This window comes from Bifidobacterium sp. ESL0775 (assembly GCF_029395475.1).
Taxonomy (GTDB): domain Bacteria; phylum Actinomycetota; class Actinomycetes; order Actinomycetales; family Bifidobacteriaceae; genus Bifidobacterium.
Genome location: NZ_CP113917.1, coordinates 1 through 24,224, shown reverse-complemented (window position 1 = coordinate 24,224; position 24,224 = coordinate 1). Strand labels below are relative to the sequence as shown.

The 24,224-nt window shown below is 58.3% G+C and carries 12 protein-coding genes, 3 rRNA genes and 3 pseudogenes; 12 read left to right on the top strand and 6 right to left on the bottom strand.

Annotated elements, in window-relative coordinates; genetic code table 11:
* Positions 1–42: 42 nt before the first annotated feature.
* A pseudogene (locus OZX73_RS00085) lies at positions 43–1,392 on the top strand (DUF4032 domain-containing protein); the annotation flags it as partial.
* Between the two features lie 677 nt (positions 1,393–2,069).
* Here OZX73_RS00085 and rlmB read toward each other — a convergent pair.
* Complete coding sequence (gene rlmB, locus OZX73_RS00080) at positions 2,070–3,074, bottom strand: 23S rRNA (guanosine(2251)-2'-O)-methyltransferase RlmB (protein WP_277149477.1); 1,005 nt, start codon at positions 3,072–3,074, stop codon at positions 2,070–2,072.
* Between the two features lie 242 nt (positions 3,075–3,316).
* Positions 3,317–3,898 carry a dCTP deaminase gene (gene dcd, locus OZX73_RS00075; protein WP_277149474.1) on the bottom strand — a complete coding sequence of 194 codons (582 nt, stop codon included), beginning with the start codon at positions 3,896–3,898 and terminating at the stop codon, positions 3,317–3,319.
* Between the two features lie 463 nt (positions 3,899–4,361).
* On the opposite strand from dcd, the gene OZX73_RS00070 reads away from it, so the two are divergent.
* From OZX73_RS00070 to OZX73_RS00060, 3 genes are all read left to right on the top strand, one after another.
* Positions 4,362–6,233 carry a leucine-rich repeat domain-containing protein gene (locus OZX73_RS00070; RefSeq protein WP_277149472.1) on the top strand — a complete coding sequence of 624 codons (1,872 nt, stop codon included), beginning with the start codon at positions 4,362–4,364 and terminating at the stop codon, positions 6,231–6,233.
* A gap of 439 nt (positions 6,234–6,672) precedes the next feature.
* Positions 6,673–7,362, top strand: a complete 690-nt coding sequence (locus OZX73_RS00065) for a hypothetical protein (RefSeq protein ID WP_277149470.1) — start codon at positions 6,673–6,675, stop codon at positions 7,360–7,362.
* A gap of 180 nt (positions 7,363–7,542) precedes the next feature.
* Positions 7,543–8,337: an alpha/beta hydrolase-fold protein gene (locus tag OZX73_RS00060; RefSeq protein ID WP_277149468.1), complete on the top strand. Its 795-nt coding sequence runs from the start codon at positions 7,543–7,545 to the stop codon at positions 8,335–8,337.
* Positions 8,338–8,474: 137 nt separating this feature from the next.
* On the opposite strand, the gene OZX73_RS00055 is transcribed toward OZX73_RS00060, so the two are convergent.
* On the bottom strand, positions 8,475–10,553 hold the full coding sequence (locus OZX73_RS00055; RefSeq protein WP_277149465.1) for a Na+/H+ antiporter: 2,079 nt from the start codon (positions 10,551–10,553) through the stop codon (positions 8,475–8,477).
* Between the two features lie 138 nt (positions 10,554–10,691).
* Here OZX73_RS00055 and OZX73_RS08805 point away from each other — a divergent pair.
* Both OZX73_RS08805 and OZX73_RS08800 read left to right on the top strand, forming a co-directional pair.
* Positions 10,692–10,946, top strand: a pseudogene (locus tag OZX73_RS08805) (deaminase); the annotation flags it as partial.
* 132 nt (positions 10,947–11,078) lie between these two features.
* Positions 11,079–11,363 (top strand): annotated as a pseudogene (locus OZX73_RS08800) (nucleoside deaminase); the annotation flags it as partial.
* Positions 11,364–11,533: 170 nt separating this feature from the next.
* Here OZX73_RS08800 and OZX73_RS00045 read toward each other — a convergent pair.
* A complete protein-coding gene (locus tag OZX73_RS00045; RefSeq protein ID WP_277149461.1) occupies positions 11,534–12,529 on the bottom strand; it encodes a sulfite exporter TauE/SafE family protein in 996 nt (331 codons plus the stop codon).
* 309 nt (positions 12,530–12,838) lie between these two features.
* Here OZX73_RS00045 and OZX73_RS00040 point away from each other — a divergent pair, with 309 nt between their 5' ends.
* Positions 12,839–15,490 carry a bifunctional alpha,alpha-trehalose-phosphate synthase (UDP-forming)/trehalose-phosphatase gene (locus OZX73_RS00040; protein ID WP_277149459.1) on the top strand — a complete coding sequence of 884 codons (2,652 nt, stop codon included), beginning with the start codon at positions 12,839–12,841 and terminating at the stop codon, positions 15,488–15,490.
* A gap of 57 nt (positions 15,491–15,547) precedes the next feature.
* The gene (gene ilvA, locus OZX73_RS00035) at positions 15,548–16,813 is read left to right on the top strand and encodes a threonine ammonia-lyase (RefSeq protein WP_277149457.1); all 1,266 of its coding nucleotides are present in this window, start codon (positions 15,548–15,550) and stop codon (positions 16,811–16,813) included.
* Between the two features lie 163 nt (positions 16,814–16,976).
* On the opposite strand, the gene OZX73_RS00030 is transcribed toward ilvA, so the two are convergent.
* Both OZX73_RS00030 and OZX73_RS00025 read right to left on the bottom strand, forming a co-directional pair.
* On the bottom strand, positions 16,977–17,402 hold the full coding sequence (locus tag OZX73_RS00030; protein WP_277149455.1) for a pyridoxamine 5'-phosphate oxidase family protein: 426 nt from the start codon (positions 17,400–17,402) through the stop codon (positions 16,977–16,979).
* Positions 17,403–17,528: 126 nt separating this feature from the next.
* The gene (locus OZX73_RS00025) at positions 17,529–18,287 is read right to left on the bottom strand and encodes a Sir2 family NAD-dependent protein deacetylase (RefSeq protein WP_277149454.1); all 759 of its coding nucleotides are present in this window, start codon (positions 18,285–18,287) and stop codon (positions 17,529–17,531) included.
* Positions 18,288–18,817: 530 nt separating this feature from the next.
* Here OZX73_RS00025 and OZX73_RS00020 point away from each other — a divergent pair.
* The 4 genes from OZX73_RS00020 (at position 18,818) to rrf (ending at position 24,110) form a co-directional block, all read left to right on the top strand.
* Positions 18,818–20,340 (top strand): 16S ribosomal RNA (locus tag OZX73_RS00020).
* 93 nt (positions 20,341–20,433) lie between these two features.
* Positions 20,434–20,556: a hypothetical protein gene (locus OZX73_RS00015; protein ID WP_277149451.1), complete on the top strand. Its 123-nt coding sequence runs from the start codon at positions 20,434–20,436 to the stop codon at positions 20,554–20,556.
* Positions 20,557–20,765: 209 nt separating this feature from the next.
* A 23S ribosomal RNA gene (locus OZX73_RS00010) occupies positions 20,766–23,836 on the top strand.
* A 157-nt stretch (positions 23,837–23,993) separates the two neighbouring features.
* Positions 23,994–24,110: ribosomal RNA gene (rrf, locus tag OZX73_RS00005) — 5S ribosomal RNA — on the top strand.
* Together the 16S, 23S and 5S rRNA genes form the textbook arrangement of a ribosomal RNA operon.
* The last annotated feature ends 114 nt before the right edge of the window (positions 24,111–24,224 follow it).

The window sequence follows — 24,224 nt, the reverse complement described above, 5'->3', positions numbered from 1 at the left end:
GAGGATTATGAACTATCCCACACGGGCGCTAGATTTGGGGGTATGGAATTGACCGGTGGAATGCAAATGGATCCGCGAGCGCTCAAGGCTACGTCCGTGACGGCCGCCGAAGCCGGAGATATCGATGTGGCCGAGCCCCAGGCGCTGCAGATCACCGCAGCCAGCTCGAACCCGAAAATGTTCACCCTGCCGTGGGAGAAGCCACTGGCGACCTGGCCCAAGGAGCTTTTGGCCAACCTGCCGCGAGGCATCTCCCGGCACGTCGTGCGTTTCGTGCACGTCGGCGACGAGATTTACGCGATGAAAGAGATCACCAGCCGTGTGGCCGCGCACGAATATGAGCTCTTGCGCCGCCTGCAGAAGCTGGAGTTGCCCACCGTCAAGCCGATCGCCGTGGTCACTGGCCGCCATACGCGCGAAGGCGAGCCGCTGGAATCGATTCTGGTGACCAAGCAGCTCAAATTCTCCCTGCCGTACCGTGCGCTGTTCGCCGGAAACCTGCGCCCGGACACCGCCGATCGACTGATCGACGCGCTTGCCGTGCTGATGGTGCGTCTGCATCTTTCCGGCTTTTACTGGGGCGATGTCTCGCTTTCCAACGTCCTTTTCCTGCGCGACGCCGACGCGTTCTCGGCATTCCTGGTCGACGCGGAGACCGGCGCGCTCTACACCTCGCTGACGGTGGGCCAGCGCGATTACGACATGGATCTGGCGCGCACCAACATCATCGGCGAGCTGATGGACCTGAGTTCCGGCAAGCTGCTGCCCGACGAGGTCGACGAGGTCGCGGTCGGCGACCGGCTGATCGAGCGCTACAACTCGCTATGGGGCGCGCTGACCGATCAGGAGGACTTCGGCCCCGACGAGATGTGGAAGATCGAGAAGCGTGTCAACAAGCTCAACGACCTGGGCTTCGACGTCGACGAGCTCGAGGTCAAAACCGCCGACGACGGCAAGCGCGTGCTGGTCCGTCCGCGCGTGGTCGACGCGGGCTATGCCTCCCGCAAGCTGTTGCGGCTCACCGGTCTTGACGTGCAGGAGAACCAGGCGCGCCGCCTGTTGAACGACCTTGACGCCTACCGTGCCTCCACTTGGCGTGACGGCGAGGAGCTGGAGATCGTCGCGACTGACTGGATGCGTGAGGTTTTCGAGCCCGTCGTGCGCATGATTCCCAAGGAATACCGCTCCAAGATCGAGCCCGCGCAGTTCTTCCACGAGGTTTTGCAAAACCGTTGGTATATGGCCGAAAAAGCTGGACATGACGTGTCCACGGCCGTGGCGGCGAGCGATTACATCAAGCACAATCTGCCCCAATACAATATCGACTCGAAGGCGCTCGCCGAGATCAACGCCGACGCGGATTCCGGCGTGGTCGACGACAGCTCGACCTACGACGAGGCCGCTGGCGGCGCCGAGGGTGGCGATGACGTCGATACCGCGGACACCGTTGGCTCCGACAATGACGACGTCGACAACATTGGAAGGGGTGGTTACGCTGATTTGGGCGACGGCTTGGGCAATCTCGGCGCCACGCAAACCGCAGGGGACACTTGCGACCTCGACACCGATTCCGATGTGCCCGAAGACATCTGGCCGACACAGCCTGACCCGTCCACGGTCGCTGCTCGTAATGCAAATATTAAATCCGCGATAGACGCTGGCTCGGAAACCAATTCCGTGAATAAAGGCCCGGATGCTGCCGCGAATAATGGCGACGGCGCCATGGCTGCGAACGATTCAGACGATTCAGACGATTCGGGCGATGCCGACGATGACGGCTACGATCCGGACGAATATGACCAGGATGCCGCCGTCTGGAGCCACTGAGCTCGCTTTATGCTGGTATTTCCGTGCTAACTGTCACTTTTTATTCGCGATAACAGGCCCACTGCGCAAAAGGTGACATTTAGCTGTCCTATTTGTCATCTTTTGCGTAGTCGGGTCAAGCAAACGCGTAAAAGGTGACAAATACGGCAAATACGGCATGCATGCGAACTTAAAACATGAGCCCGTGCCGCATCCTGCGGGATTGGAATGTGGCACGGGCTCAAAACGAGTAGTGTCTCCGCTTAGTTGCTATTGTCCGCTTTTTCTCCAGCCTTGCTGCGGGCGCGGGAGACGGCGTAGAGGCTGATGCCCGCCGCCACCGAGGCATTGAGTGACTCGACTTCGCTGGAAATCGGGATACCGGCGATGGAATCGCAGGCTTCGCGCACCAGGCGGCTCAGGCCCTTGCCTTCCGAGCCAAGCACGACGACCAGCGGATCGGTTTCGAAACCGCTTTCGCCGACGATGGCGTCGCCACCGCCGTCAAGTCCGACGACGTAGTAACCGCGCTCTTTCAGCGCTTCGACGGCCTTGGTCAGATTGACCACGCGGGCGACCGGCAGATGCGCGGCCGCGCCGGCCGAGACCTTCCATGCCGCGGCGTTGACCGAGGCGGAACGACGCTCCGGCAGGATGACACCGTTGGCGCCGAATGCGGCCGCCGAACGGATGACAGCCCCAAGGTTCTGCGGGTCGGTGACGCCATCAAGCGCGATGAACAGCGGCCTCGCGTTGATGCGGGCGCTCTGCGAATCGGCCTCCTCCATGGCGTGCGACTTCTTGTCGGCCTTGTCGGCAAGCTCCGCGAGCGTGTGGTACTGGTACGGCTGCACTTTGAGAATGATGCCCTGGTGGTTGCGCGAATGCGCGATGCGGTCCATCTCCAGCCGGTCGGCCTCAAGCAGGTTGAGGCCCTGCATGCCGGCGAGTTTCACGATCTCGCGGGTGCGGTCGTCGTGTTCGATGCGGTTGGCGATGTAAAGCTGCGTGCTCGGCACGCCCACGCGCAGCGCCTCAAGCACGGCGTTGCGGCCGACCACCAAGTCGTCGGATTCCGAGGTGTACTTAGCCGCGCGACGTCGTGCCGCCAGCCGAGGATCGGCGAAACGGCGTTTCTCGTTCTGCTGCTTCGCTCGATATGCTTTGTGATACACGCGGTCCTCGGCTTTGGGCGTCGGCCCGCGGCCTTTCAGCGCGTTGCGATGTTTTCCGCCCGAACCTTTGATCGGGCCCTTCTTGTTAGCCATACCGCCAATTGTCCCAGCACCCCGCGCCAACCTCGTCAGCGCGCCGCGCGTGTCAGCACAACCGTGCTTTTGGTCGCAACCAGATTAAACTCGCGACGAAAAGCATGCCCAACCGTGCTTTTGGTCGCGTTGACGATTGTGGCGCGACGAAAAGCATGTTGAAGGGTGCTTTTCGTCGCAGTAGTCCAGAATTCGGCTAGACGTCGGACGGGATAAAACAGTTAGCAAAGGACGAAACGACTTCAGTCTTCGATTTCGGCCTTGTAGAAATTGACGTACGAACGCGAAGGGGTGGGCCCGCGTTGGCCTTGGTAATGCGAGCCGACGCCGGTCGAACCGTATGGGTGCTCAGCGGGCGAGCTCAGCTCGAAGAAGCACATCTGCCCGATTTTCATCCCCGGCCAAAGCTTCACCGGCAGTGTGCTCACGTTGGAAAGCTCGAGCGTGATGTGCCCCTCGAAGCCCGGATCGATGAAGCCCGCGGTGGAATGGGTCAGGATGCCGAGCCGTCCCAGCGAGCTCTTGCCCTCGAGCCGCGCGGCGATGGTGCCGTCAAGTTTGATGTATTCCCAAGTCGAAGCCAGCGCGAATTCGCCGGGATGCATGATCCATGGCTCGTCTGGCCCCACCTCGAACTGCTCGGTCAGGTCGCCTTGGTTCTCCGCCGGATCGACGTAGGTGTAGGCGTGGTTGTTGAACAGCCGGAAATACCGGTCGAGCCGCACATCGATGGAGGCCGGTTGCACCATTTCGGGTGTCCACGGGTCCAGTGAGATATGGCCGTCGGCTTGGGCGGCGAGGATGTCGCGATCAGACAGCAGCATGGTTCCTCCAGAATCTGGTTGCCTGCCTACGCCCGGTCGATATGGACACCCACCAAATTCCGTGGGCGCGGCAATTTCTTGTTCCGCTCTCAGTGTAGACGTTGCGGCGGTCCGAGGCGTTTGTGGCTTGCTTGAATAGCCTATAATTACGGTTTTCCGCCATTAAAGGTCATAAAATAGGCAAAATTGTCGAATTCTCAGATAATTCACAGCGAATCTGAGCCTGTTCCCAAGGATTATGGGGTTACATAATAACTGTCAGCAAGAGTTGACCGGTGGTCTTGAAGTTTGGATTTGCCGATAATTGAACCCTTTCTTCTTCTCTCTTCTCTTCCCCGGTGCTACTGGCACCGGGGTTTCTCTTTAATGTTAATATTTTATTTTTGGATAAATTACGAATCCGTGTAACATAGTTTGTGCGTTTAGTTATTTCCTGTCAATGGTGTTGGAAAAGAGAGTAAGTATGACGAAGAAGAGATATTCATTGGCTGCATCGTTTGCGGCCGCGTGCATGGTAGTATCTGGCATCGGTGTCGGCGTAGCGAATGCATCGGAAGCGCTGGTTGCCACGCAAGATGAGAGTAGCTGCGTGGTTGGCACAAGTACGATAGCGCAATGTTTCCCGGATCAGAATCTGGCGAAGGCCGTAGCGTCTACAATTTCTTCAACAAGCGAAAGTGTGAAACCGAATAACATTTTCACGCAGAACATGATTGACAGTATGGCGGGGAAAAACAGTAATTTCTTACTCCCACAAAAAGTTAGTGATTGGGAGGGCGTCCAATATCTGACTAAATTAGGTTCCATTCAAGCAGAGTGTCAAGGTTCCTCTCTTGGAAAGAATTTCTCGTTGATAGGACATCTTAAAGGCCTTCATGCATTATACATCAGTAATCGTGGTGAGGGGACTTGTAGTGTGGCAGATCCTCATAGGAATGAGAGACTGTCGAGTGCTGATGCGCATGAGGTTATCGATGTGGCTAGTCAATTGCCGAACCTTGCAGGTTTTGGTATATCCGGCAGTGAGTTTTCTGATTTGAACGGAATCGAAAAACTGCCCAACCTCACGAATCTGGATCTGAGTGATGACTCTCTTACCGACGTGGAAAAACTCGCAAAGTTCGTCGATTTGGATGAGTTGTATCTTGATGGCAATAAGCTCACGAATGTGGATGCCCTCGCTTCGCTCCACAAGCTAAGTGATTTATGGCTCAATCGAAATCATATTACTAATGTGGATAAGCTTGCAAAACTTACCAATTTGGATGAGTTGTATCTTGATGGCAATGAGCTCACGAATGTGGATGCTCTTGCCGCTCTTTCCGAGATTACCAATCTGACGCTTGCAAGTAATCGTCTCACCAATGTGGATGCTTTGAACCAGTTAACCAAGCTTAACAGCTTCTCCGTGGCAGGCAATCAGATATCTGATATCAGTCATCTTCGCGGTATCATCAATCAAAAACTATACGAGAATGGATATGGGAATGGTGATATTGACAAGCAACCTGCTGGAGGGCAGCGCATCACACTGAATCCTGTCAGGATTGGTTCCTCTGTGTCGGTGAAAACCGCTGTGGGACTTGACGGTAAGTATATCCAGCCGAGTTCCGTGTCTCCTGCCAACGGTACATATGATGCTTCGGCTGGTGTGGTGACGTGGAATTCATTGACTGCCCCCGGCACCGTTTCGTTGACCTTTACGCAGAAGTTGTCTTTGAACTGGGATACAAGTTTCTCGGGTACCATTTCACAGCCGTATACGATTGACAGCACGGGCGATGAAAACTCTCCTACCGTTTCTGGCGGTAGTTCAAAACCTGTTGATTCGACCTCTGGCGCAACGGCATCCGTAAGTGTTCCTGTGGCTCCGACGTTTGCGTCGTTGTCTGCCTCGAACAAAGGTTCGGTGTCGGCTCCAGCTTCGGCCGTTGCGGGTTCGGATGTGCGTATGAACATAGGAAATCTTGGAGACAGTGGCAAGGCCGCTGTTGATGCTGGCCGTCCGTACTATGTATATGCTTACATCTATTCGGATCCAGTCGCATTGACCTCAGATGGGCAAAGCCATGCTTTGCTGGTCAAGAAAGATGCGAACGGGTATTTTGTAACCGTGCGTATCCCGGCCGGGTATTCAGGTGCTCATACCATCGCAGTGCTTGATGCTAATGGCAGACTTGTAGGATGGTCACCGGTTACGGTAGTTGCTGCAAGAGTAAAGGATTCAGGTTCGTCGCTTGCGAAGACCGGTTCGTCAGTTGCTGTGGTAGCGCTTGTAGCTGTCATGTCGTTGACCCTGGCCGCTGGTGCCCTCCTGGTTCGCCGTCGTGAGTGAGATGATTGGGTGAACGCCGAAGTTTGTAGCTAATTTTCAGGTAATCCGATTCTCACTTCAAGGATTGCGTAGTTATATAAGAGATGTCAGCAAGAGTTGACCGGTGATTTTGAAGTTTGGATTTGCCGATAATTGAACCCTTTCTTCTTCTCTCTTCTCTTCCCCGGTGCTTCTGGCACCGGGGTTTCTCTTTTCGCGGGACGCTTTCTATCTTGACGGCATTCCCGATGATCCAATTCGTTGGTTTTGTGATGGTTTCCATGGCCGCTGAGCGTAGGCGCAAAACGGAAGCGAAATGGTCACGAATGGCTTTTCTGCGAGGTAAACTTATCCCAGTAACAGGTTCCTGGAGCGGGCCGCGGTTGCGCTGACTCTTTCTGGAACCGAGAATTGGATATCCCGGAAGCCCCGGTGAGGTCCGTGGACGAAAAGGATGTTCATGAAAGACGATTCCGATCGCTTCAGTGGCGCGGCCGACGATGGCTCTCGTCCGCAAGAAAGTGACGGCCCTTCCGACCTCGGCTACCGTTCGTACAATGTCAACGATTTGCGCCGTGAAGAATCGCGCGCGGGTGGATCGCGGGCCTTGCGCCAGCATAGAGGCCACAAGTCTTTCCTTTTCCGTGCATTGATCATCGTTGTGGTCATTGCCGTTGTCGCGGTGGCGTTGGTGGTATCGCTTAAAACGTTCAATCATAATACGAAAAACATCATCGCCGAAGATCCGAGAGTATCTGTGGTCCAGGGCAAGACCAAAGCCCCGGAAGGCGACGAAGCGCAGATGAAACAAGGCATTGAGCAGCAGACCGGCGCCTGCACGAGCGGGTGGGCGGACGTTGACGCCTCCAGCCAATTGCCGGGCGTGAACGCCGCGTCGCTCTGCAAGACCACGCGCGTCGCGTTCATCACCTTCCAGTCCAAGGCCGCGGCGTCGATGGACGGCGACATGGTGCGCTCGCAGGCGGGCAACCTGATCAGCCAATACGGTGGCGGCAAGGTGGATCCCAAAGATCTGCGGTTGCTCAGCAACGACTTGTGGATGGCTGTGGGCGGCACCAAGCCGATGAAGACCCTGCAACAGCAATGGGGAGGCAAGCTGGAGCCGATTGGGTCCAGTGACGACGAATAGCCTTTGCGCCTGTTTCTGACGGATTGGACGAATTTGTTTGCTGTTTGCCGTCTGATATCTGATGCGCACAAGGCTTCCCCGCCAACCATTCACTGGCGCCATTGACGATTCGTTTTTGCCTCTGAATCTTGGAGTGAACATTTTCGGCTGCTGTTGGGTTTGCCGTTTATCATGGTGTCTATGAGCGATGAAGCAGTGAGCAGCGAACATTCCAGCGGGGCGGAAAGCGAAAAGGGCGGCTTGATCGGCCGCCAATCCGATGCCATTCCCGGACGCTTTGGCGATCCGATGGAGATTTCCCACGTGGTCTATTCCCAAGGCGGAGGCAAGGCGCGCCCGACGCGTCCGATGTTCCTGTGCCTGCACGGCTGGGGTTCGAACGAGCAGGATTTGGCCGGAATGATGCGTTACGTCGCGCCCGGCAATGACTACGTCTCATTGCGCGCGCCGCTGGTGCTCCAGGCTGAGGGGCCGGGGGAGTTCGGCAGCGGGTCCGGCGCGTATAGTTGGTTCCACGACGGCGTGCCCACCGGCGAGGATCTGGACAGGGACATTTTCGCCGCCGCCGTCGCCGTCGACAAGTGGGTTGCCGGGCATATCGATCCTGAACGCGAATTAGTGCCCATCGGGTTTTCGCAGGGCGCGGCGCTCGCGATCCATCTGTTGCGCGTACATCCCGAGCGCTACCGCGCGGTCGCGGCGCTTTCAGGCTTTGTGGCCCCGGGACAGGTGCCCGGCACGGCTCCTGCCGACGACCGGCTTGACGATATGGAGAAGCCGGTGTTCTACGGTTACGGCGATCGCGACAACGTCCTGCCGAAGTACGAGATCTACGGCGCGACCGCCTGGCTTGAGGAGCATACATGGCTGACGGTGAAGCACTACCATCAGCTCGACCACGCCGTGAGCCCCGCCGAATTCGTCGACCTCACCCAATGGCTCCTCCTCAACAACATCTCCTCCGGTGTTGTGTGATTAGATTTCAGCCTCAGCATCAACCTGCTGAGGCGTTAAGCAAGAAGCCCAGTGGGCTTCGTGTAGCCGAGGTGAGCGCGCCCGAAGCGCGCGAAGGATGCAGGTTGAAATAAGTAGGGTTGTACAGTCGGAGACCCTTATAATTCTGCTTCTGCATCAACCTGCATCACATAAACGTTCCTGCGCAGGTGCTTCGCCTGGCTCCGCGAAATTTCTCCGTTGTCGAGCATGTTCTGGATGACCTCGAGCTCGATGGAATAGCTCTCGTGCTTGACCTCGTCGATTTGCGGCGCGGCCTTCGCGGCGGCCGCGACGTCCTTGCGGCTGCGAAGTTCCGCGCGGGCGCGCTGGTAGTCGCGCAGCAGCAGTGTGCAGTATTCGGATTTGTAGGTATCGCCTTGCATTTCCTTATAGAGCTTGTTGATGACGTGGTCGATGGCGTCGATCTGGGTGGCCCGCAGATAGTAGTAGATTTCATTCTCATTGAGCATCGGCGCGGTGCGACGGAATTTGTTGTTGGCTCGCCTGGCGAAGGCCGTGATCTGTCGTTTCAACGCATGCACCCGCCCGCGTATCTGCGAAACCGCACGATGATGGGTCTTCTTGTCGGCGGTATGCCGCAACGTGTTCATGATCTGGTCGAGCATGCGCTCGCACGCCTCGATTTGCAGCTGACGATTGTGCTCGTCCATCTGCGTGTCGGCCTGGGCGTCGACCAGCCGGTCGTGCACGTAATCCTTTTCCCAATGCAGCGCGTCGATCTGCAGAGTCTCGAATTCCTGGATATCGAAGCCGCCCATGCGTTGCCGGAGTTTTGTAATACGATTGTTGTATGAATCGATGACGGGCAGCACCACACGTCTGTTGTCGTCGTTCACGCGGGCCGTCAGCTCCTGCACGGTGCGTTTGAGTTCCTCGATGGTGATTTCGACGAGTTTTTCGGATTCATTGGCATCGTCTTTGGCTGGCGCGAGCAATGGCAGCATGAAATTGGCCAGCAACAGCGTCAGGACGATCACGCCGGAGGCGATGAAGATGAGCTCATTGCGCATCGGGAAAGCGTCGCCGGACGCGACGGTATAAGGAATGGTGAACATCAACGCGAGGGTGATGGTGCCTTTGGGCCCGCCGAACGTCATGACCGCCGAGTCGCGCAACGAGCGCGCCTTCAGGGTGACGCGCTTGCCGGTCTCTCGGTCGCGCGTGGGCGCGGCGATAAGCCAGACCCACAGGAAGCGGATGGCGATGGCCACGAAGGTGACCAGCAGAATGATGCTGACCAAAGCGGTGTTGCTGACGTTGTGGTCGTTCCAGCTGGCGACCATGGCTCCCGGCAGCTGCATGCCGAGCAGGATGAACACGGTGCCGTTCAGCACGAACGAAAGCACGGTCCACACGCTGTTCGAGACGATATTCGTGCGGGCGACGTTCGGCCCGCCGATGCCGTTGCGGTCGAAGTGGACGGTCAGACCGAAGGCGACCACTGCGAGGATGCCGGAAATGTGCAGTTCTTCGGCTCCGAGGAAGACCAGGAACGGCAGGAAGAGTTCCATCAGAATGCGGGTGGTCATCGTCTCCCAGCCCAGTTGCCGCGCCAGCGTGAAGACCCAGTTGGCAAGGAAGCCCGCAATCACGCCGACGATAATTCCGCCGAAGAACGAAAGCAGGAAATCCTTGGTCGCGTTGGCCATCGAGAACGAGCCGGTCACCGCGGCGAGGATCGAGAACTGGAAGCCGATGACGCCGGAAGCGTCGTTGAACAGCGACTCACCGGTCAGTATGCCGGATTGCTCTTTGGTGAACGAGGCTTCGCTGGAAAGCGAGGACACCGCCACCGCGTCGGTCGGGCCGAGCGCCGCGCCCAGCGCGAACGCCGCCGCCAGGGGGATCACCGGCCACACGGCGTGCAGCAGGAATCCGACGACGGCCATGGTCCCCAGCGCCAGCCCGATGGCCATTGGCAGTGAGAATTTCAACGTTTTGAAGAGCATCCGCTTGTCGATTTCGTGCGCTTCGACGTAGAGCAGCGGCGCGATGAACATGACCATGAAGAGTTCCGGGTCGAGCTTGACGTGCGGGAACGCGGGCAAAAAAGCGAGGGCCACGCCGAGCGCGATCTGGACAAGCGGAGTCGATATTCGCGGAATGAACCGGCTGATGAACGATGAGAGCACGACGGCCCCCAGAATACAGAGGATCAGCTCGAAAATTGCCACGGCTTTCGGTTCCTTTCGTTTTGTTCGTAGTCGGGCTTCATTGCGGTTTTAGGCAACGGACACAATACATATCCACTATAACGAATCGCGTTTCGACATTATGCCTCAAGCTTTGCGCTTTGCCTTTAGACTGGAACCATGGATATGGCAAGTGCGCGGAACGCGATGGGTGTGGCGCTGGATTTGGCACGCGAGGCGGCGGATGCGGGTGAGGTTCCCGTGGGCGCGGTCGTGCTCGATGCCGGTGGCTCGATCATCGGCCGTGGCCGTAATCGCCGCGAGGCCGACGGCGACCCACTCGCCCATGCCGAGGTATTGGCGATGCGCGATGCGGCGAGGAATTATGGGTGTTTCGGGGATGATTTCAAAGATACTGACGTAATACAATTGGAAGATTCTCATAAGTCTGACGATAAAAGCGCAAAAGGGATTGAGAAGAAACCCAGCGTAGGTGGTGTTGGCGCGAGGAATTTTGCTGAGTCGTCAGCGACGGATGGGAACTCGCGAATATCTGCCAAGAAGACTTGGAATCTCGCTGATTGCACGCTCGTGGTCACCCTCGAGCCGTGTCCGATGTGCGCCGGCGCCGCGCTGCAGGCCCATGTCGGCCATATCGTCTTCGGTGCATGGGACGCGAAGCTCGGCGCGTGCGGCTCGGTTTGGGATATTCCGCGCGATCCTCATGTCGGTGCTCGCCCCGAAGTCCTCGGCGGCGTGCGCGAATCGGAATGCGTGAATCTGTTAGCAAAGTTTTTTGCAAGGAAGCGTTCAACAGGCGCTGCGAATGACCGTTTTCTAGCATCTTCGTGACGTTATGCCGAAAACCGTTCATTTATGGCGTGTAAATGATCGTTTTCGGCATGTGCTCGTACCGATGCTAGAGAGCAGTCACTGAGAGCGGCTAAATGATGGTTTTTCTAGCAGCTCCGTGGCGGCATGCTAGAAAATGATCTCTGAATCTTCCTATTCTCGATTAACGCTTATTTCCGTGGCAGTTTCGGCCCGATGCCAGGCGTGATCTTCAGAGCCGTCCATGCGGAACGCAGCATGATGATGAAAAGGTAGGCCGCCAGCAGGTAGGAGCCCATCTTCGCCGACACGAACGAGGCGACCTGCACGCCCAGCGGTGTGCCCAGGGCAGCTGCAATGCCAATGATCAGGCCGTTCTTCAAATGCACCAGCCCACGTTTCCAGTTGGCGATGGTGCCGGTGATGGCGCTGGGGAACATCGCCAGCAGCGAGGTGCCGCGCGCAATCAAATCGCTGGCCCCGAACAAAAGCGAAAGCGCGGGCACGGTGATGGCCCCGCCGCCTATGCCCAGAAGCGCCGAAAGCATGCCGATGAGCACCCCAAGCAGTACGAGCAGGATGCCTTTGATGACGGTCAGGTGGATGCTGGAGTTGCGCGAAGGCGTCAGAATGAGCTGGCTGACCACGACGAACGCCAGGAACGCCACGAAGAACCAACGCAGGAACACCTCGGGAAGCCTCGAAAGAAGCCAGCTGCCGATTTGCGAGCCGATGATCGTCCCCACCACCATCAGCAGCGCCGCGATCCAATCGACATGCCCGCCCATCGCGTAGGAGATGACCCCGGAGATCGAAAGCGGGATGATGGCCGCCAATGAGGTCGCCGCCGCGTGGCGCTGGCTCATGCCCAGCCAGACGAGCATCGGCACGATGATCGACCCGCCGCCGATGCCGAACAGCCCGGAGAAGAATCCGGCGATGAGCCCGGCCACGATCATGACGACGATCTGTTGCACTGGCCCGCGGTTCGGCGCGGCTTCGGCGTCCGCGATCTCATCGTTGCCATTCTCTGCCCCCGCCATTTTCGGAGTTGTTGGATTCGTCTGTGCGTCCGTCGCCGAATCCATCGCCGAATCCGTCCGCGCGGCCGCTGCCGAGTTCGCCGATGCATCCTTCCCGAGGCCCACTCCGCCCTCGCCGCTGTCCTTCCATTCCTGTTCCGCCATATATCCGCCTCTTCGTGTTCTGTCGCGCTGTCGCCGCCCGTCTGGTAATAGGCAAGGACGCGGCCGCCAACCGTCAATCTTCCATTTTAGGTTCATCGCGCGGTTTAGCGTGGATTGTCTTGCGATAAGACCGCCGGTCATACGTTTTATGTTTGTCTAGTATTACCAAGCCACTTTGCAACATTTTGCAAACCGTTCTCTCCGCTGGAATTTGGTGCTTATACTGTAAGTAGTGATATGCGTCCAAATGGCTGAAGATATCCGCATGGACGCGCAGAGGTGGTTCCCCTGAAGAGTGAAGGAGCATTCATGGCTCGTTTGATTATCGTTTCCAATAGACTCCCCATGTCGTTGCATGCCAAGCAGGATGGTACGTATGCCTTGAGCCAGAACATCGGCGGGCTCGCCACGGCCATCGGCCCCTACCACAAATCCCACAACGATTGCCTGTGGGTCGGTTGGAGCGGCATCGATCCCCAGACCCGCAGCAAAGCCGAGATCGAGAAAATCAGCGACGAGTTCACCAGCAACCGTTGCATCCCGGTTTTCCTCGATCAAAGGGAAATCGACGGCTACTATGCCGGCTATTCCAACGATACGTTGTGGCCGCTGTTCCATGATTTCGCCCACCAGGCCAAGTTCGATTCCTCGACGTGGAAGGTCTACCAGGAAGTCAACCAGAAGTTCGCCGACGCCATCGTCGAGCTGGTCAATCCCGATGACACCGTGTGGATCCAGGATTACCATCTCATGCTGTTGCCGGCCCTGTTGCGCGCCCGCTTCCCCAAGCTCAAAATCGGCTGGTTCCTTCACATTCCGTTCCCGAGCCCCGAGATCTTCCACCAGTTGCCCAACGGCAAGGAACTGCTTGAAGGCCTGATGGGGGCCGATTTGCTGGGCTTCCATACCGAGGATTTCTGCGTGAATTTCCTCGCCTCTGTGCGCTCGCTGCTTCATACCGAGGTCGACAAGGACGGCCGCATTCCGGTTCAGCAAGGTGGGACGCAACGCTTCGTCACGGTCGACGCCTTCCCCATCGGTATCGATTACGGCCTCTACCGCCGCAACGCCCATTCCAGCCTCGCGCAGGCTATGCGCCACGGCATCGAGGCTGTCAGCGGCAAGCGCACTAGGCGCGTGAGCACCTCGCTTTCCGCAGAATCCCAAGCCGCGGCCGAGGCCAGTGAGAATTGGAGCACATACACCGAAGACGACCTTTCCGAGGTCAAGCTGGCGCAATCTGCGGCGGCCAAGCGCGGCACCAAAGGCAACAAGGTCGTCATCTCCGTCGATCGCCTCGATTACACGAAGGGCCTGCCGGAGCGCCTGCGCGCCTTCGCCCTGATGCTCAGCCGCTACCCGGAATGGGTAGGCCACGTCACCTATTACCTGCTGGCCACGCCTTCGCGCGAGGACGTTGAGACCTACCGCCAGCTCAAGGACCAGGTCGACCAGTTGGTCGGCGAGATCAACGGCAAGTATTCGCTGCTTTCGTGGACCCCGATCCATTACATCACCCGCTCGCTGCCCATCAAGCCGGTTTGCGGCATCTACACCGCCGGCGACGTCGCGCTGGTCACCCCGTTGCGCGACGGCATGAACCTGGTCGCCAAGGAATACTTGGCCGCCCGCGATGGTGGCGATGGCGCGCTGGTGCTTTCCGACGAATGCGGTGCGGCACGTGAGCTGACCGATGCCTTCATCGTCAACCCTTACGACACCGAGGCCGTGTGCGAGGCCTTGCATTCGGCCCTCGAGATCGGTTCCGGCGAGGCCAAGCGCCGCAACGCCGCCATGCAGGCCCGCCTGAAATACCGCACCGCGAGTCTGTGGAGCACAGAGTTCTTGAGCACCTTGCGCCAGGTCAGCGATCCGCGCATGGCCGACCGCCGCTTGCAGAGCGCCCAGCGCGACCATTTGGTCCATCAGTGGGGCCAGTCCAAGCGCAAATTGTTGCTGTGCGATTACGACGGCACGCTGACCCAGCTGGTGCGCACCCCGGGCCGCGCGAAGCCGACGCGTCGTCTGTTGGCTTTGCTTCGCCAGGTCGGTTCCATCCCCGATGTGGATCTGTACATCGTTTCCGGGCGCACGCAGGAGACGATGGAGGATTGGTTCGGCGATTTGCCGGTCGGCCTCATCGCCGAGCACGGCGCATGGCGCAGCGAGCCAGTCGCCTCCGACGCCGCGGCCTCCAAGCGCGTATGGAAGCGTGCCGACGGCTTGCCCGATCCCGAGGAATGGCGCCCGATCATCGAGACCATCATGAACAAGTCGGTCGCCCGTGTTCCGGAATCATTCATCGAGCACAAGTCCACGGATCTGGCTTGGCATTACCGCCTGAGCGACCAGAAACTCGCCAAGGAACAGCGCGAACGCCTGGTGGCCGAGCTCAAAAAGATCTGCCCGCAATACGATCTGATGGTCATGCGCAACGCCAAGGTCATCGAGGTCTGCCCGGCGAATGTGAGCAAAGGGCAGGCAGTGGAGCCATTGTTGCGCTGTGGCCGTTATGATTTCGTGTTGGCCTTGGGCGACGACACCACTGACGAGACGATGTTCGCCTCCATCATCGCCGCCGCTGGCAGCAACGCGGAGCCTCGTGGAGTCGTCGAGACAACGCAGAAGGCTCCCTCTTCGGCTGCTGCGGAAAGCGATGTCCAGCAGGACGGCAAGTCCCTGATCGGCTGGGCCGTCAAGGTCGGTCCAGGCGACACCAATGCCCGTTCCCGCATCGCGACCCCAACCGACACGGCGCGTCTGTTGGGTTATCTGGTGGCCGAGTCCGAAGCGGTCGCCGCAGGCTCGACTCCCGAGATCGAGTCGAAGGCGAAACCCAAGCTCAAGTCCGAATCCAAGCCAGAGCCGGCGTCCGTTGCCACGGCGAAGGCCGAGCCCGCGGGCAAGTCCAAGGCCAAGACCTCCGCGAAACCCAAGCATTCGGCGAAATCCAAAAAGTAATTTCGCATTTTTGGACATTCGGCCGGATGCCGTGCCGACCTGCCGTACAATTCCCGTATGAAACAAGAGGACGTTGTCAAAGCACTGCAGCACGATCACGCGACCGAATTGAAGAAGGCCGCCCAAAGACTCAAAGGTACCGCGCGCCATACGTGCATCATGCCTTCGCCGGCCCTTTCCGAGGCCACCGGCCATGAGATTCTCCTGAAACCGGAGAACCTTCAAGTCACTGGTTCCTTCAAGATTCGTGGCGCCTACAACAAGATCGCTTCGCTGTCCGATGAGGAATTGGCCAAGGGCATCGTCACCGCTTCCGCCGGCAACCACGCGCAAGGTGTCGCCTACGCGGCCCGCGAGCGCCATGCGAAGGCCACCATCGTGATGCCCGAAAGCACCCCACCGCTCAAGGTCGACGCGACGAAGTCCTACGGCGCCAACGTGGTGCTGCACGGCAACCTGTTCGACGATGCCGCCGAATACGCGTCCAAGCTTTCCGAGCGTGACGGCTTGGTCTATGTCCATCCCTTCGACGATTACGAGGTGCTTTGCGGCCAGGGCACCATCGGCCTTGAGATTCTCGAGGATGTCCCGAACGTCACCGACGTCGTGGTCCCGCTGGGTGGCGGCGGCCTGGGCGCAGGCGTGGCGCTCGCCATCAAGACCTTCAAGCCCGAGGTCCGCGTCATCGGCGCGATCCCCGAAGGCTCACCCGCTTTCAAGAACTCCTTCGCGGCCGGCACGGTCGTTCCCGCCGACAAGGTGGTCACTTCCGCCGAGGGCGTCGCGGTCGGTCATCCCGGCGATTTGACGTTCGCGATCCTGAACGAATACCTTGATGATTTGATCACGGTCTCCGAGCGCGACATCAACGAGATGATCCTCCTGATGATGGAGAAGCACAAACTGGTGGTCGAGGCCGCCGGCGCCGTCTCTCTGGCCGCTCTTGAGCACCTGAGCCTGCGCTCGCGGGTCTTCGCCGCGGCTAAGGGCAAGCACGTCATCGTCCCGATCATCTCCGGTGGCAACATCGACACCGTCACCATCGGCGCAGTCATCCAGAAGGGCATGATCGCCCGCGGCCGCATCATGAACTTCGAGGTCGAGCTGCCCGATACCCCGGGCCAGCTGGTCAAGGTCGCGCAAGTCCTGGCGGATGCCCGCGCCAACGTCATCGAGCTCAATCATGACCAGTTCAAGGCCTCCGGCCACTACACCGACTCGGTCTCCCTAGGCGTCACCGTCGAAACCAACGGCCCCGACCACATCGCCCAGGTTCTCAAGTCTCTCAAGGACGCCGGTTTCGACCCCAAGCGTATCTACTAAAGAATCTCATTCAAAAAGATGTGGGTTTGCTGCAGCATTAGATTGCGGCAAACCCACATCCTTATTACTTGTACATTGGTTATATTGCGATTCTCGTATCAGGAATCACACGATACCTGCAATCCCACCTGCTCATATCAATGCCATCAAGTTATAGTGATGTTTACTTGATAGTAAAAGTATCGATATCGCTGAGATCCTTGGTCACGGTTGCCATACTAAAACTGATTTCATACAACAGCAGGTTTCCGTCGGCTGCACGCAGAGTATTCTCATAAGCGGGAATCTTGGCAACGAATTCGTCAGCAATCTCATCGATGCTTTTCCCGCTTGGGCGAGCAATTCCTTGTGCTTTCACATGCGCATTGCCGCTACGAGGAATGGTCGTGAAAGCGACATGGGCATTTGCCTGCATTTCCTTGACTTTGTTGTTGTCTTTAAACGTCGCAAAGTAAAGCATGTTTTCTGCAGGATCGAAATAAAAATTGACGATCCGGACATCGGGAATATTATCTACCGAAGTGGCCAGCGCCATCTCTGTCTGTTCTGCCAGAATTCGGTAGAATTCCTCTTTCGCGTTCATAGTCATCGTCAATAATCACTTTCTCAAGGATGTCATTCCCTGATTCTTCGTTGGCGTCCCAAAGCCGCTAATAGATACCGCAGGCATCCCACTTGCTCAATGGTCTTTGTTTTGGCTTTCGGGCTGCCGTTTCTATTTCTCCGCTTCGGCGATAGTCTCGTCAACCAACTCTGGCAGCGCTTTTGCGATATCGTCATGAATGAGCCTCGTGGCGATATTGTCGTATTGCGTATGCCCCATATTCATAATGGTCATCGGTACCCCGGCCTGCACGGCGGTCGGTGCCAGCGAGGCGGCAGGGAAGACCTCAAGCGTCGATCCAATCACCCAGAACTCATCGGCTTTGGCCACCCGAGCCATTGACTTTTCCATGGCTCCGTCTGGCAGCATCTCGCCGAAGTAGACCACATCGGTTTTGATGAGCCCGTTGCAGGTTTGGTTGCCGCTATACGGCAGTTTGCGGTGGCAGTGCGGGTCCGGCTCGTTGTCGAGATTGTCCATGATGTCGGCCGTCTTGTATTCGGCATGGCACTTCATGCAGTGTGAGGTGCCGATGGTGCCGTGCAGGTTGACGATGAGATCGCTGGAATTGCCGGCTTTCTCGTGCAGCGCGTCAAAGTTCTGCGTGGCCAGAAGCGTCAGCAACCCAGCCTTTTCCAACTTGACCAGCGCCTTGTGTGCCTCGCCCGGCTGCGCGTTCCACACCGGCGACGCCTTCTGCCATGCCCAGGAATACTCGCGCGCCTTCTTGTCGCTTATGAACGCGTCGATGTCATAGACGCTCATCTGGTCAGGATGTTTGGTCCACACGCCGTTTGGTCCACGAAAGTCGGGGATTCCCGCCGACGTCGAAATGCCTGCACCAGTCAATACCGCAATTTTTTTAGTCATAGATACTATTGTAGTCAAAAGCGCCATTCAGCGGACGAATAGGCCAGGAACGCGTTACCTCTATATATTGTGAATTATCGTCCTATCTCATTATGCGTGTGAATTGATCAGTCCGATTTGATTCTTCATATTTCCGCACTACAATAACGCATAAAGGTGCAGTGACACCTGTAGTGACACGCCGAAAGAGCCGCATCATTGCAACGGTTCTTAAGGTTTTTGTGTCCTTTGACTTGCACAAAGTCTTATTTCCGCGTATATTTATCTCTTGCTGCTCAACACGGCAACTTCCTCTCCAAGAGTTGAGATTGTTTGTTGGTGTGGTGGTGGTTTGAGAACTCAAGAGTGTGTCTGTACTACTTTTTATATGTAAAGCTTTTTTTGATTGCCAGTCCGATGCCCGCCCGGTTCTGCCGGGTAGCCGAGGGGTTTTGAAGGGTGTCGGGGTTTTTAGTGTGGACCATCCCCCCTTATGGGATGGTTCCGTCAATTATTTTGTATGGAGCCGATTTTCTCGGCCTTTCATGTTTTTTGTGGAGGGTTCGATTCTGGCTCAGGATGAACGCTGGCGGCGTGCTTAACACATGCAAGTCGAACGGGATCCGGAGTGCTTGCACTTCGGTGAGAGTGGCGAACGGGAGAGTAATGCGTGACCAACCTGCCCCATGTTCCGGAATAGCTCCTGGAAACGGGTGGTAATGCCGGGTGTTCCGCGTGATCGCATGTGATCGCGGGAAAGGGTTACCGACATGGGATGGGGTCGCGTCCTATCAGCTTGTTGGCGGGGCAACGGCCCACCAAGGCTTTGACGGGTAGCCGGCCTGAGAGGGCGACCGGCCTCATTGGGACTGAGATACGGCCCAGACTCCTACGGGAGGCAGCAGTGGGGAATATTGCACAATGGGGGGAACCCTGATGCAGCGACGCCGCGTGCGGGATGAAGGCCTTCGGGTTGTAAACCGCTTTTGTTGGGGAGCAAGCGAGAGTGAGTGTACCCTTCGAATAAGCGCCGGCTAACTACGTGCCAGCAGCCGCGGTAATACGTAGGGCGCAAGCGTTATCCGGATTTATTGGGCGTAAAGAGCTCGTAGGCGGTTCGTCGCGTCTGGTGTGAAAGCCCATCGCTTAACGATGGGTCTGCGCCGGATACGGGCGGGCTTGAGTGCAGTAGGGGAGACTGGAATTCCCGGTGTAACGGTGGAATGTGTAGATATCGGGAAGAACACCAATGGCGAAGGCAGGTCTCTGGGCTGTTACTGACGCTGAGGAGCGAAAGCGTGGGGAGCGAACAGGATTAGATACCCTGGTAGTCCACGCCGTAAACGGTGGATGCTGGATGTGGGACCCATTCCACGGGTTCCGCGTCGGAGCTAACGCGTTAAGCATCCCGCCTGGGGAGTACGGCCGCAAGGCTAAAACTCAAAGAAATTGACGGGGGCCCGCACAAGCGGCGGAGCATGCGGATTAATTCGATGCAACGCGAAGAACCTTACCTGGGCTTGACATGTTCCGGACAGCGGCAGAGATGTCGCCTCCCTTCGGGGCCGGTTCACAGGTGGTGCATGGTCGTCGTCAGCTCGTGTCGTGAGATGTTGGGTTAAGTCCCGCAACGAGCGCAACCCTCGCCTTGTGTTGCCAGCGGGTCATGCCGGGAACTCACAAGGGACCGCCGGGGTCAACTCGGAGGAAGGTGGGGATGACGTCAGATCATCATGCCCCTTACGTCCAGGGCTTCACGCATGCTACAATGGCCGGTACAACGGGATGCGACGCGGCGACGCGGAGCGGATCCCTGAAAACCGGTCTCAGTTCGGATTGGAGTCTGCAACCCGACTCCATGAAGGCGGAGTCGCTAGTAATCGCGGATCAGCAACGCCGCGGTGAATGCGTTCCCGGGCCTTGTACACACCGCCCGTCAAGTCATGAAAGTGGGCAGCACCCGAAGCCGGTGTCCGAACCCTTGTGGGCGGAGCCGTCTAAGGTGAGGCTCGTGATTGGGACTAAGTCGTAACAAGGTAGCCGTACCGGAAGGTGCGGCTGGATCACCTCCTTTCTACGGAGAATTCAGGCCACTGTCTGGTGGCCGGTGTCGGACGCGTCCGGGATGTTCCCGGTCCGTGTCCTGCTGGTGTGGAAAAGATCAAGGATGACAACTTTACAATGCATCAGTGGTGTGGGCATGCTTTTGGGCTCCCGGATCGCCACCCCGACCTCTGGTCGGTGCGATTCGATGCCTTCCGCTGACGGCGGCCCCGGACGGGGCGCCTGATCCGGATGCGCGTGGTGGCTTGAGAACTGGATAGTGGACGCGAGCAAGATATGATTCTTGCTTTGTTAGATGCAATTTTTTCAGACCGGTCTCCGATTCTTTTGGATTGGGGATTTGGTCGATCGTTTTGTGATCATTCATAGTGTGATGATGTGTTGTCCAGAGTTTTTCGCAGAAGGTCCTTGCGGCATGCATTCCTTGTGTGGGTGTGTGTTGCTGGCAAGGGCGTATGGTGGATGCCTTGGCAGACAGTACCGATGAAGGACGTGTGGGGCCGCGATAGGCCTCGGGGAGCCGCCGACAGGGCTTTGATCCGAGGATTTCCGAATGGGGGGACCCGCCGGCCGTATGGGCCGGCACCGCTTTCGAGCGGGGGGTACGCAGGGAAGTGAAACATCTCAGTACCTGCAGGAAAGGATATTCCGTGAGTAGTGGCGAGCGAAAGCGGATCAGGCCAAACCGGCCGCGTGTGATAGCCTCCAGGCGTTGCGCGGCGGGTGTTGTGGGGCCTGGTGCCCGGGCGCTGGAGCGCCCGGCGGAAGTCATAAAGCGGCGTGCTAGGCGAACGGGATTGAATTCCCGGCCGTAGAGGGTGATGGCCCCGTAGCCGGTCGCGCGCTGCCTTCCGATCCAGGTTCCCAAGTAGCACGGGACTCGTGGAATCCCGTGTGAATCCGCCCGGACCGTGGGGTAAGCCTAGATATGACTGTCTGACCGATAGCGAACGAGTACCGTGAGGGAAAGGTGAAAAGCACCCCGGGAGGGGAATGAAACAGTTTCTGAAACCGTGCGCCTACGAACCGTCGGGGCCCCCTTGTGGGGTGACGGCGTGCCTATCGAAAAATGAGTCTGCGAGTCAGTGGCAGGTGGCGAGGCTAACCCGTCGTGGGGGAGCCGTAGCGAAGGCGAGTCTCAAAAGGCGTTTGAGTCGCCTGTCCTGGACCCGAAGCGGGATGATCTAGCCCTGAGCAGGTTGAAGCGCGGGTAAGACCGCGTGGAGGACCGGACCCACCTAGGTTGAAAACTGGGGGGATGACTTGGGGCTAGGGGTGAAAGGCCAATCAAATTCCGTGATAGCTGGTTCTCTCCGAAATGCATTTAGGTGCAGCGTCGCGTGGTTCGCCCGGGGGGTAGAGCTACTGGATGCCTGAGGGCGCGTATCGCGTACCGACGGCAACCAAACTCCGAATACCCGTGGCGGTGGAGCGCGGCAGTGAGTCGGCGGGGGATAAGCTCCGTCGTCGAAAGGGAAACAGCCCAGATCGTCGTCTAAGGTCCCGAAGCGCGTGCTAAGTGGGAAAGGATGTGGAGTCGCATAGACAGCCAGGAGGTTGGCTCAGAAGCAGCCACCCTTGAAAGAGTGCGTAACAGCTCACTGGTCTAGTGGTTCCGCGCCGACAATGTAGCGGGGCTCAAGCACGCCACCGAAGACGCGGCAGCAGCTTTTGCTGCTGGGTAGGAGAGCGTCCCGTACGGGGTGAAGCGGCCGCGTAAGCGAGCCGTGGACCGTGCGGGAGCGAGAATGCAGACATGAGTAGCGAGAGACGGGTGAGGATCCCGTCCGCTGGATGACCAAGGGTTCCGGGGCCACGTTCATCGTCCCCGGGTGAGTCGGGTCCTAAGGCGAGGCCGACAGGCGTAGTCGAATGGACGAACGGGTCGATATTCCCGTACCGGCGCAGGACCGTCCGGGCCGAAAGTCGGGTACTAACCTCCCGCCTTGCGGATGCCTCCCTTCGGGGTGGCTGATGCTTGGTGGTTGGGACAGACCTTCCGGTAGGCCAGCGCAGGAGTGACGCAATGGAAGAGCCGGCCGCGGCGGTGGTAGTCCGTGGCCAAGCGTGCAGCCCGCACCCCAGGCAAATCCGGGGCGCATTGAGGGTGAGGCGCGATGGTGGGGCCCGTTGGGGCCGAACCCGGTGGTTTCCGTTGCCGAGAAAAGCTTCGGCGCGAGGTGCTGCGGCGCCCGTACCGCAAACCGACACAGGTGGTCAGGTAGAGAATACCAAAGCGATCGAGCGAATCCTGGTCAAGGAACTCGGCAAATTACTCCCGTGCCTTCGGTATAAGGGAGACCCCCTGGGGTGAAGGGCTTCGCGCCCGGAGCCCCGGGGGGTGGCACAGACCAGGGGGTAGCGACTGTTTACCAAAAACACAGGTGCATGCGAAGGCGCAAGCCGCTGTATATGCACTGACGCCTGCCCGGTGCCGGAAGGTTAAGAGGATCCGTCATCCCTCCTCGTGAGGGGGCAGCGGTGAATTCAAGCCCCGGTAAACGGCGGTGGTAACTATAACCATCCTAAGGTAGCGAAATTCCTTGTCGGGTAAGTTCCGACCTGCACGAATGGCGTAACGACTTCCCCACTGTCTCGACCAGGAGCTCGGCGAAATTGCAGTACGAGTAAAGATGCTCGTTAAGCGCAGAAGGACGAAAAGACCCCGGGACCTTTACTATACCTTGGTATTGTCATTAGGTGGAAACTGTGTAGCATAGGCGGGAGGCTTCGAAGCGGTGGCGCCAGCCATCGTGGAGCCGCAAGGTGAAATACCGCTCTGTCTCCATTTGATGTCTAACCTCGACGCGTGATCCGCGTCAGGGACAGTGCCTGGCGGGTAGTTTAACTGGGGCGGTTGCCTCCCAAAGGATAACGGAGGCGCTCAAAGGTTCGCTCAGCCCGGTTGGCAATCGGGTGTCGAGTGCAATCGCACAAGCGGGCTTGACTGTGAGACTGACGGGTCGAGCAGGGACGAAAGTCGGAGATAGTGATCCGGTGCCGGCGCACGGGCGCGGCATCGCTCAACGGATAAAAGGTACCCCGGGGATAACAGGCTGATCATTCCCAAGAGTCCATATCGACGGGATGGTTTGGCACCTCGATGTCGGCTCGTCGCATCCTGGGGCTGTAGCAGGTCCCAAGGGTTCGGCCGTTCGCCGATTAAAGCGGCACGCGAGCTGGGTTCAGAACGTCGTGAGACAGTTTGGTCTCTATCCTCTGCGCTCGTTGGAATATTGAGGAGACCTGCCCATAGTACGAGAGGACCTGGGTGGACGAACCTCTGGTATGCCGGTTGTCGCGCCAGCGGCACGGCCGGTTGGCTACGTTCGGAAGGGATAACCGCTGAAAGCATCTAAGCGGGAAGCCTGCTCCGAGATCAGTATTCCTTAGGGGCTTTGACCCCTTGTAGGCCCCAGGCGAGAACACCTGGTTGATAGGCCGGACGTGGAAGCCCCGCGAGGGGCGGAGCCGACCGGTACTAACGGCCGAAAGGCAATCACACTCCCCATTCGTTGGGGACGTGAGGGCATCCCCTGCGATTGACTCCAGGCAGCACTAGCGCTTGGATGGCACAACTCGATTTGCATCCGATACGCGTCCGCTTTCCGGTTCCCGAGCCGCCACATCCCGCAACCCCCGGGTTGCGCACAACATAAGATTTGCGGCGGCCATAGCCCAGGGGAGACGCCCGGTCCCATTCCGAACCCGGAAGCTAAGGCCTGGCACGGCGATGGTACTGCACCCGACAGGGTGTGGGAGAGTAGCCCGCCGCCGCACCACACGTAACGAAGGCCCCGCGGTTGAGCACCAGCTCCCGCGGGGCCTTTCGCATGCCCGGCCCCGCCCGGGCCACACCAACCGCCCACACCCGGGACACACGCACGACATCCT

What these genes read in the sequence shown, in the direction of transcription:
- rlmB (WP_277149477.1), bottom strand. Translation starts at nt 3,074, where the DNA reads ATGGCTAACAAGAAGGGCCCGATCAAAGGTTCGGGCGGAAAACATCGC.
- dcd (WP_277149474.1), bottom strand. Translation starts at nt 3,898, where the DNA reads ATGCTGCTGTCTGATCGCGACATCCTCGCCGCCCAAGCCGACGGCCAT.
- OZX73_RS00070 (WP_277149472.1), top strand. Translation starts at nt 4,362, where the DNA reads ATGACGAAGAAGAGATATTCATTGGCTGCATCGTTTGCGGCCGCGTGC.
- OZX73_RS00065 (WP_277149470.1), top strand. Translation starts at nt 6,673, where the DNA reads ATGAAAGACGATTCCGATCGCTTCAGTGGCGCGGCCGACGATGGCTCT.
- OZX73_RS00060 (WP_277149468.1), top strand. Translation starts at nt 7,543, where the DNA reads ATGAGCGATGAAGCAGTGAGCAGCGAACATTCCAGCGGGGCGGAAAGC.
- OZX73_RS00045 (WP_277149461.1), bottom strand. Translation starts at nt 12,529, where the DNA reads ATGGCGGAACAGGAATGGAAGGACAGCGGCGAGGGCGGAGTGGGCCTC.
- OZX73_RS00040 (WP_277149459.1), top strand. Translation starts at nt 12,839, where the DNA reads ATGGCTCGTTTGATTATCGTTTCCAATAGACTCCCCATGTCGTTGCAT.
- ilvA (WP_277149457.1), top strand. Translation starts at nt 15,548, where the DNA reads ATGAAACAAGAGGACGTTGTCAAAGCACTGCAGCACGATCACGCGACC.
- OZX73_RS00030 (WP_277149455.1), bottom strand. Translation starts at nt 17,402, where the DNA reads ATGACTATGAACGCGAAAGAGGAATTCTACCGAATTCTGGCAGAACAG.
- OZX73_RS00025 (WP_277149454.1), bottom strand. Translation starts at nt 18,287, where the DNA reads ATGACTAAAAAAATTGCGGTATTGACTGGTGCAGGCATTTCGACGTCG.
- OZX73_RS00015 (WP_277149451.1), top strand. Translation starts at nt 20,434, where the DNA reads ATGACAACTTTACAATGCATCAGTGGTGTGGGCATGCTTTTGGGCTCC.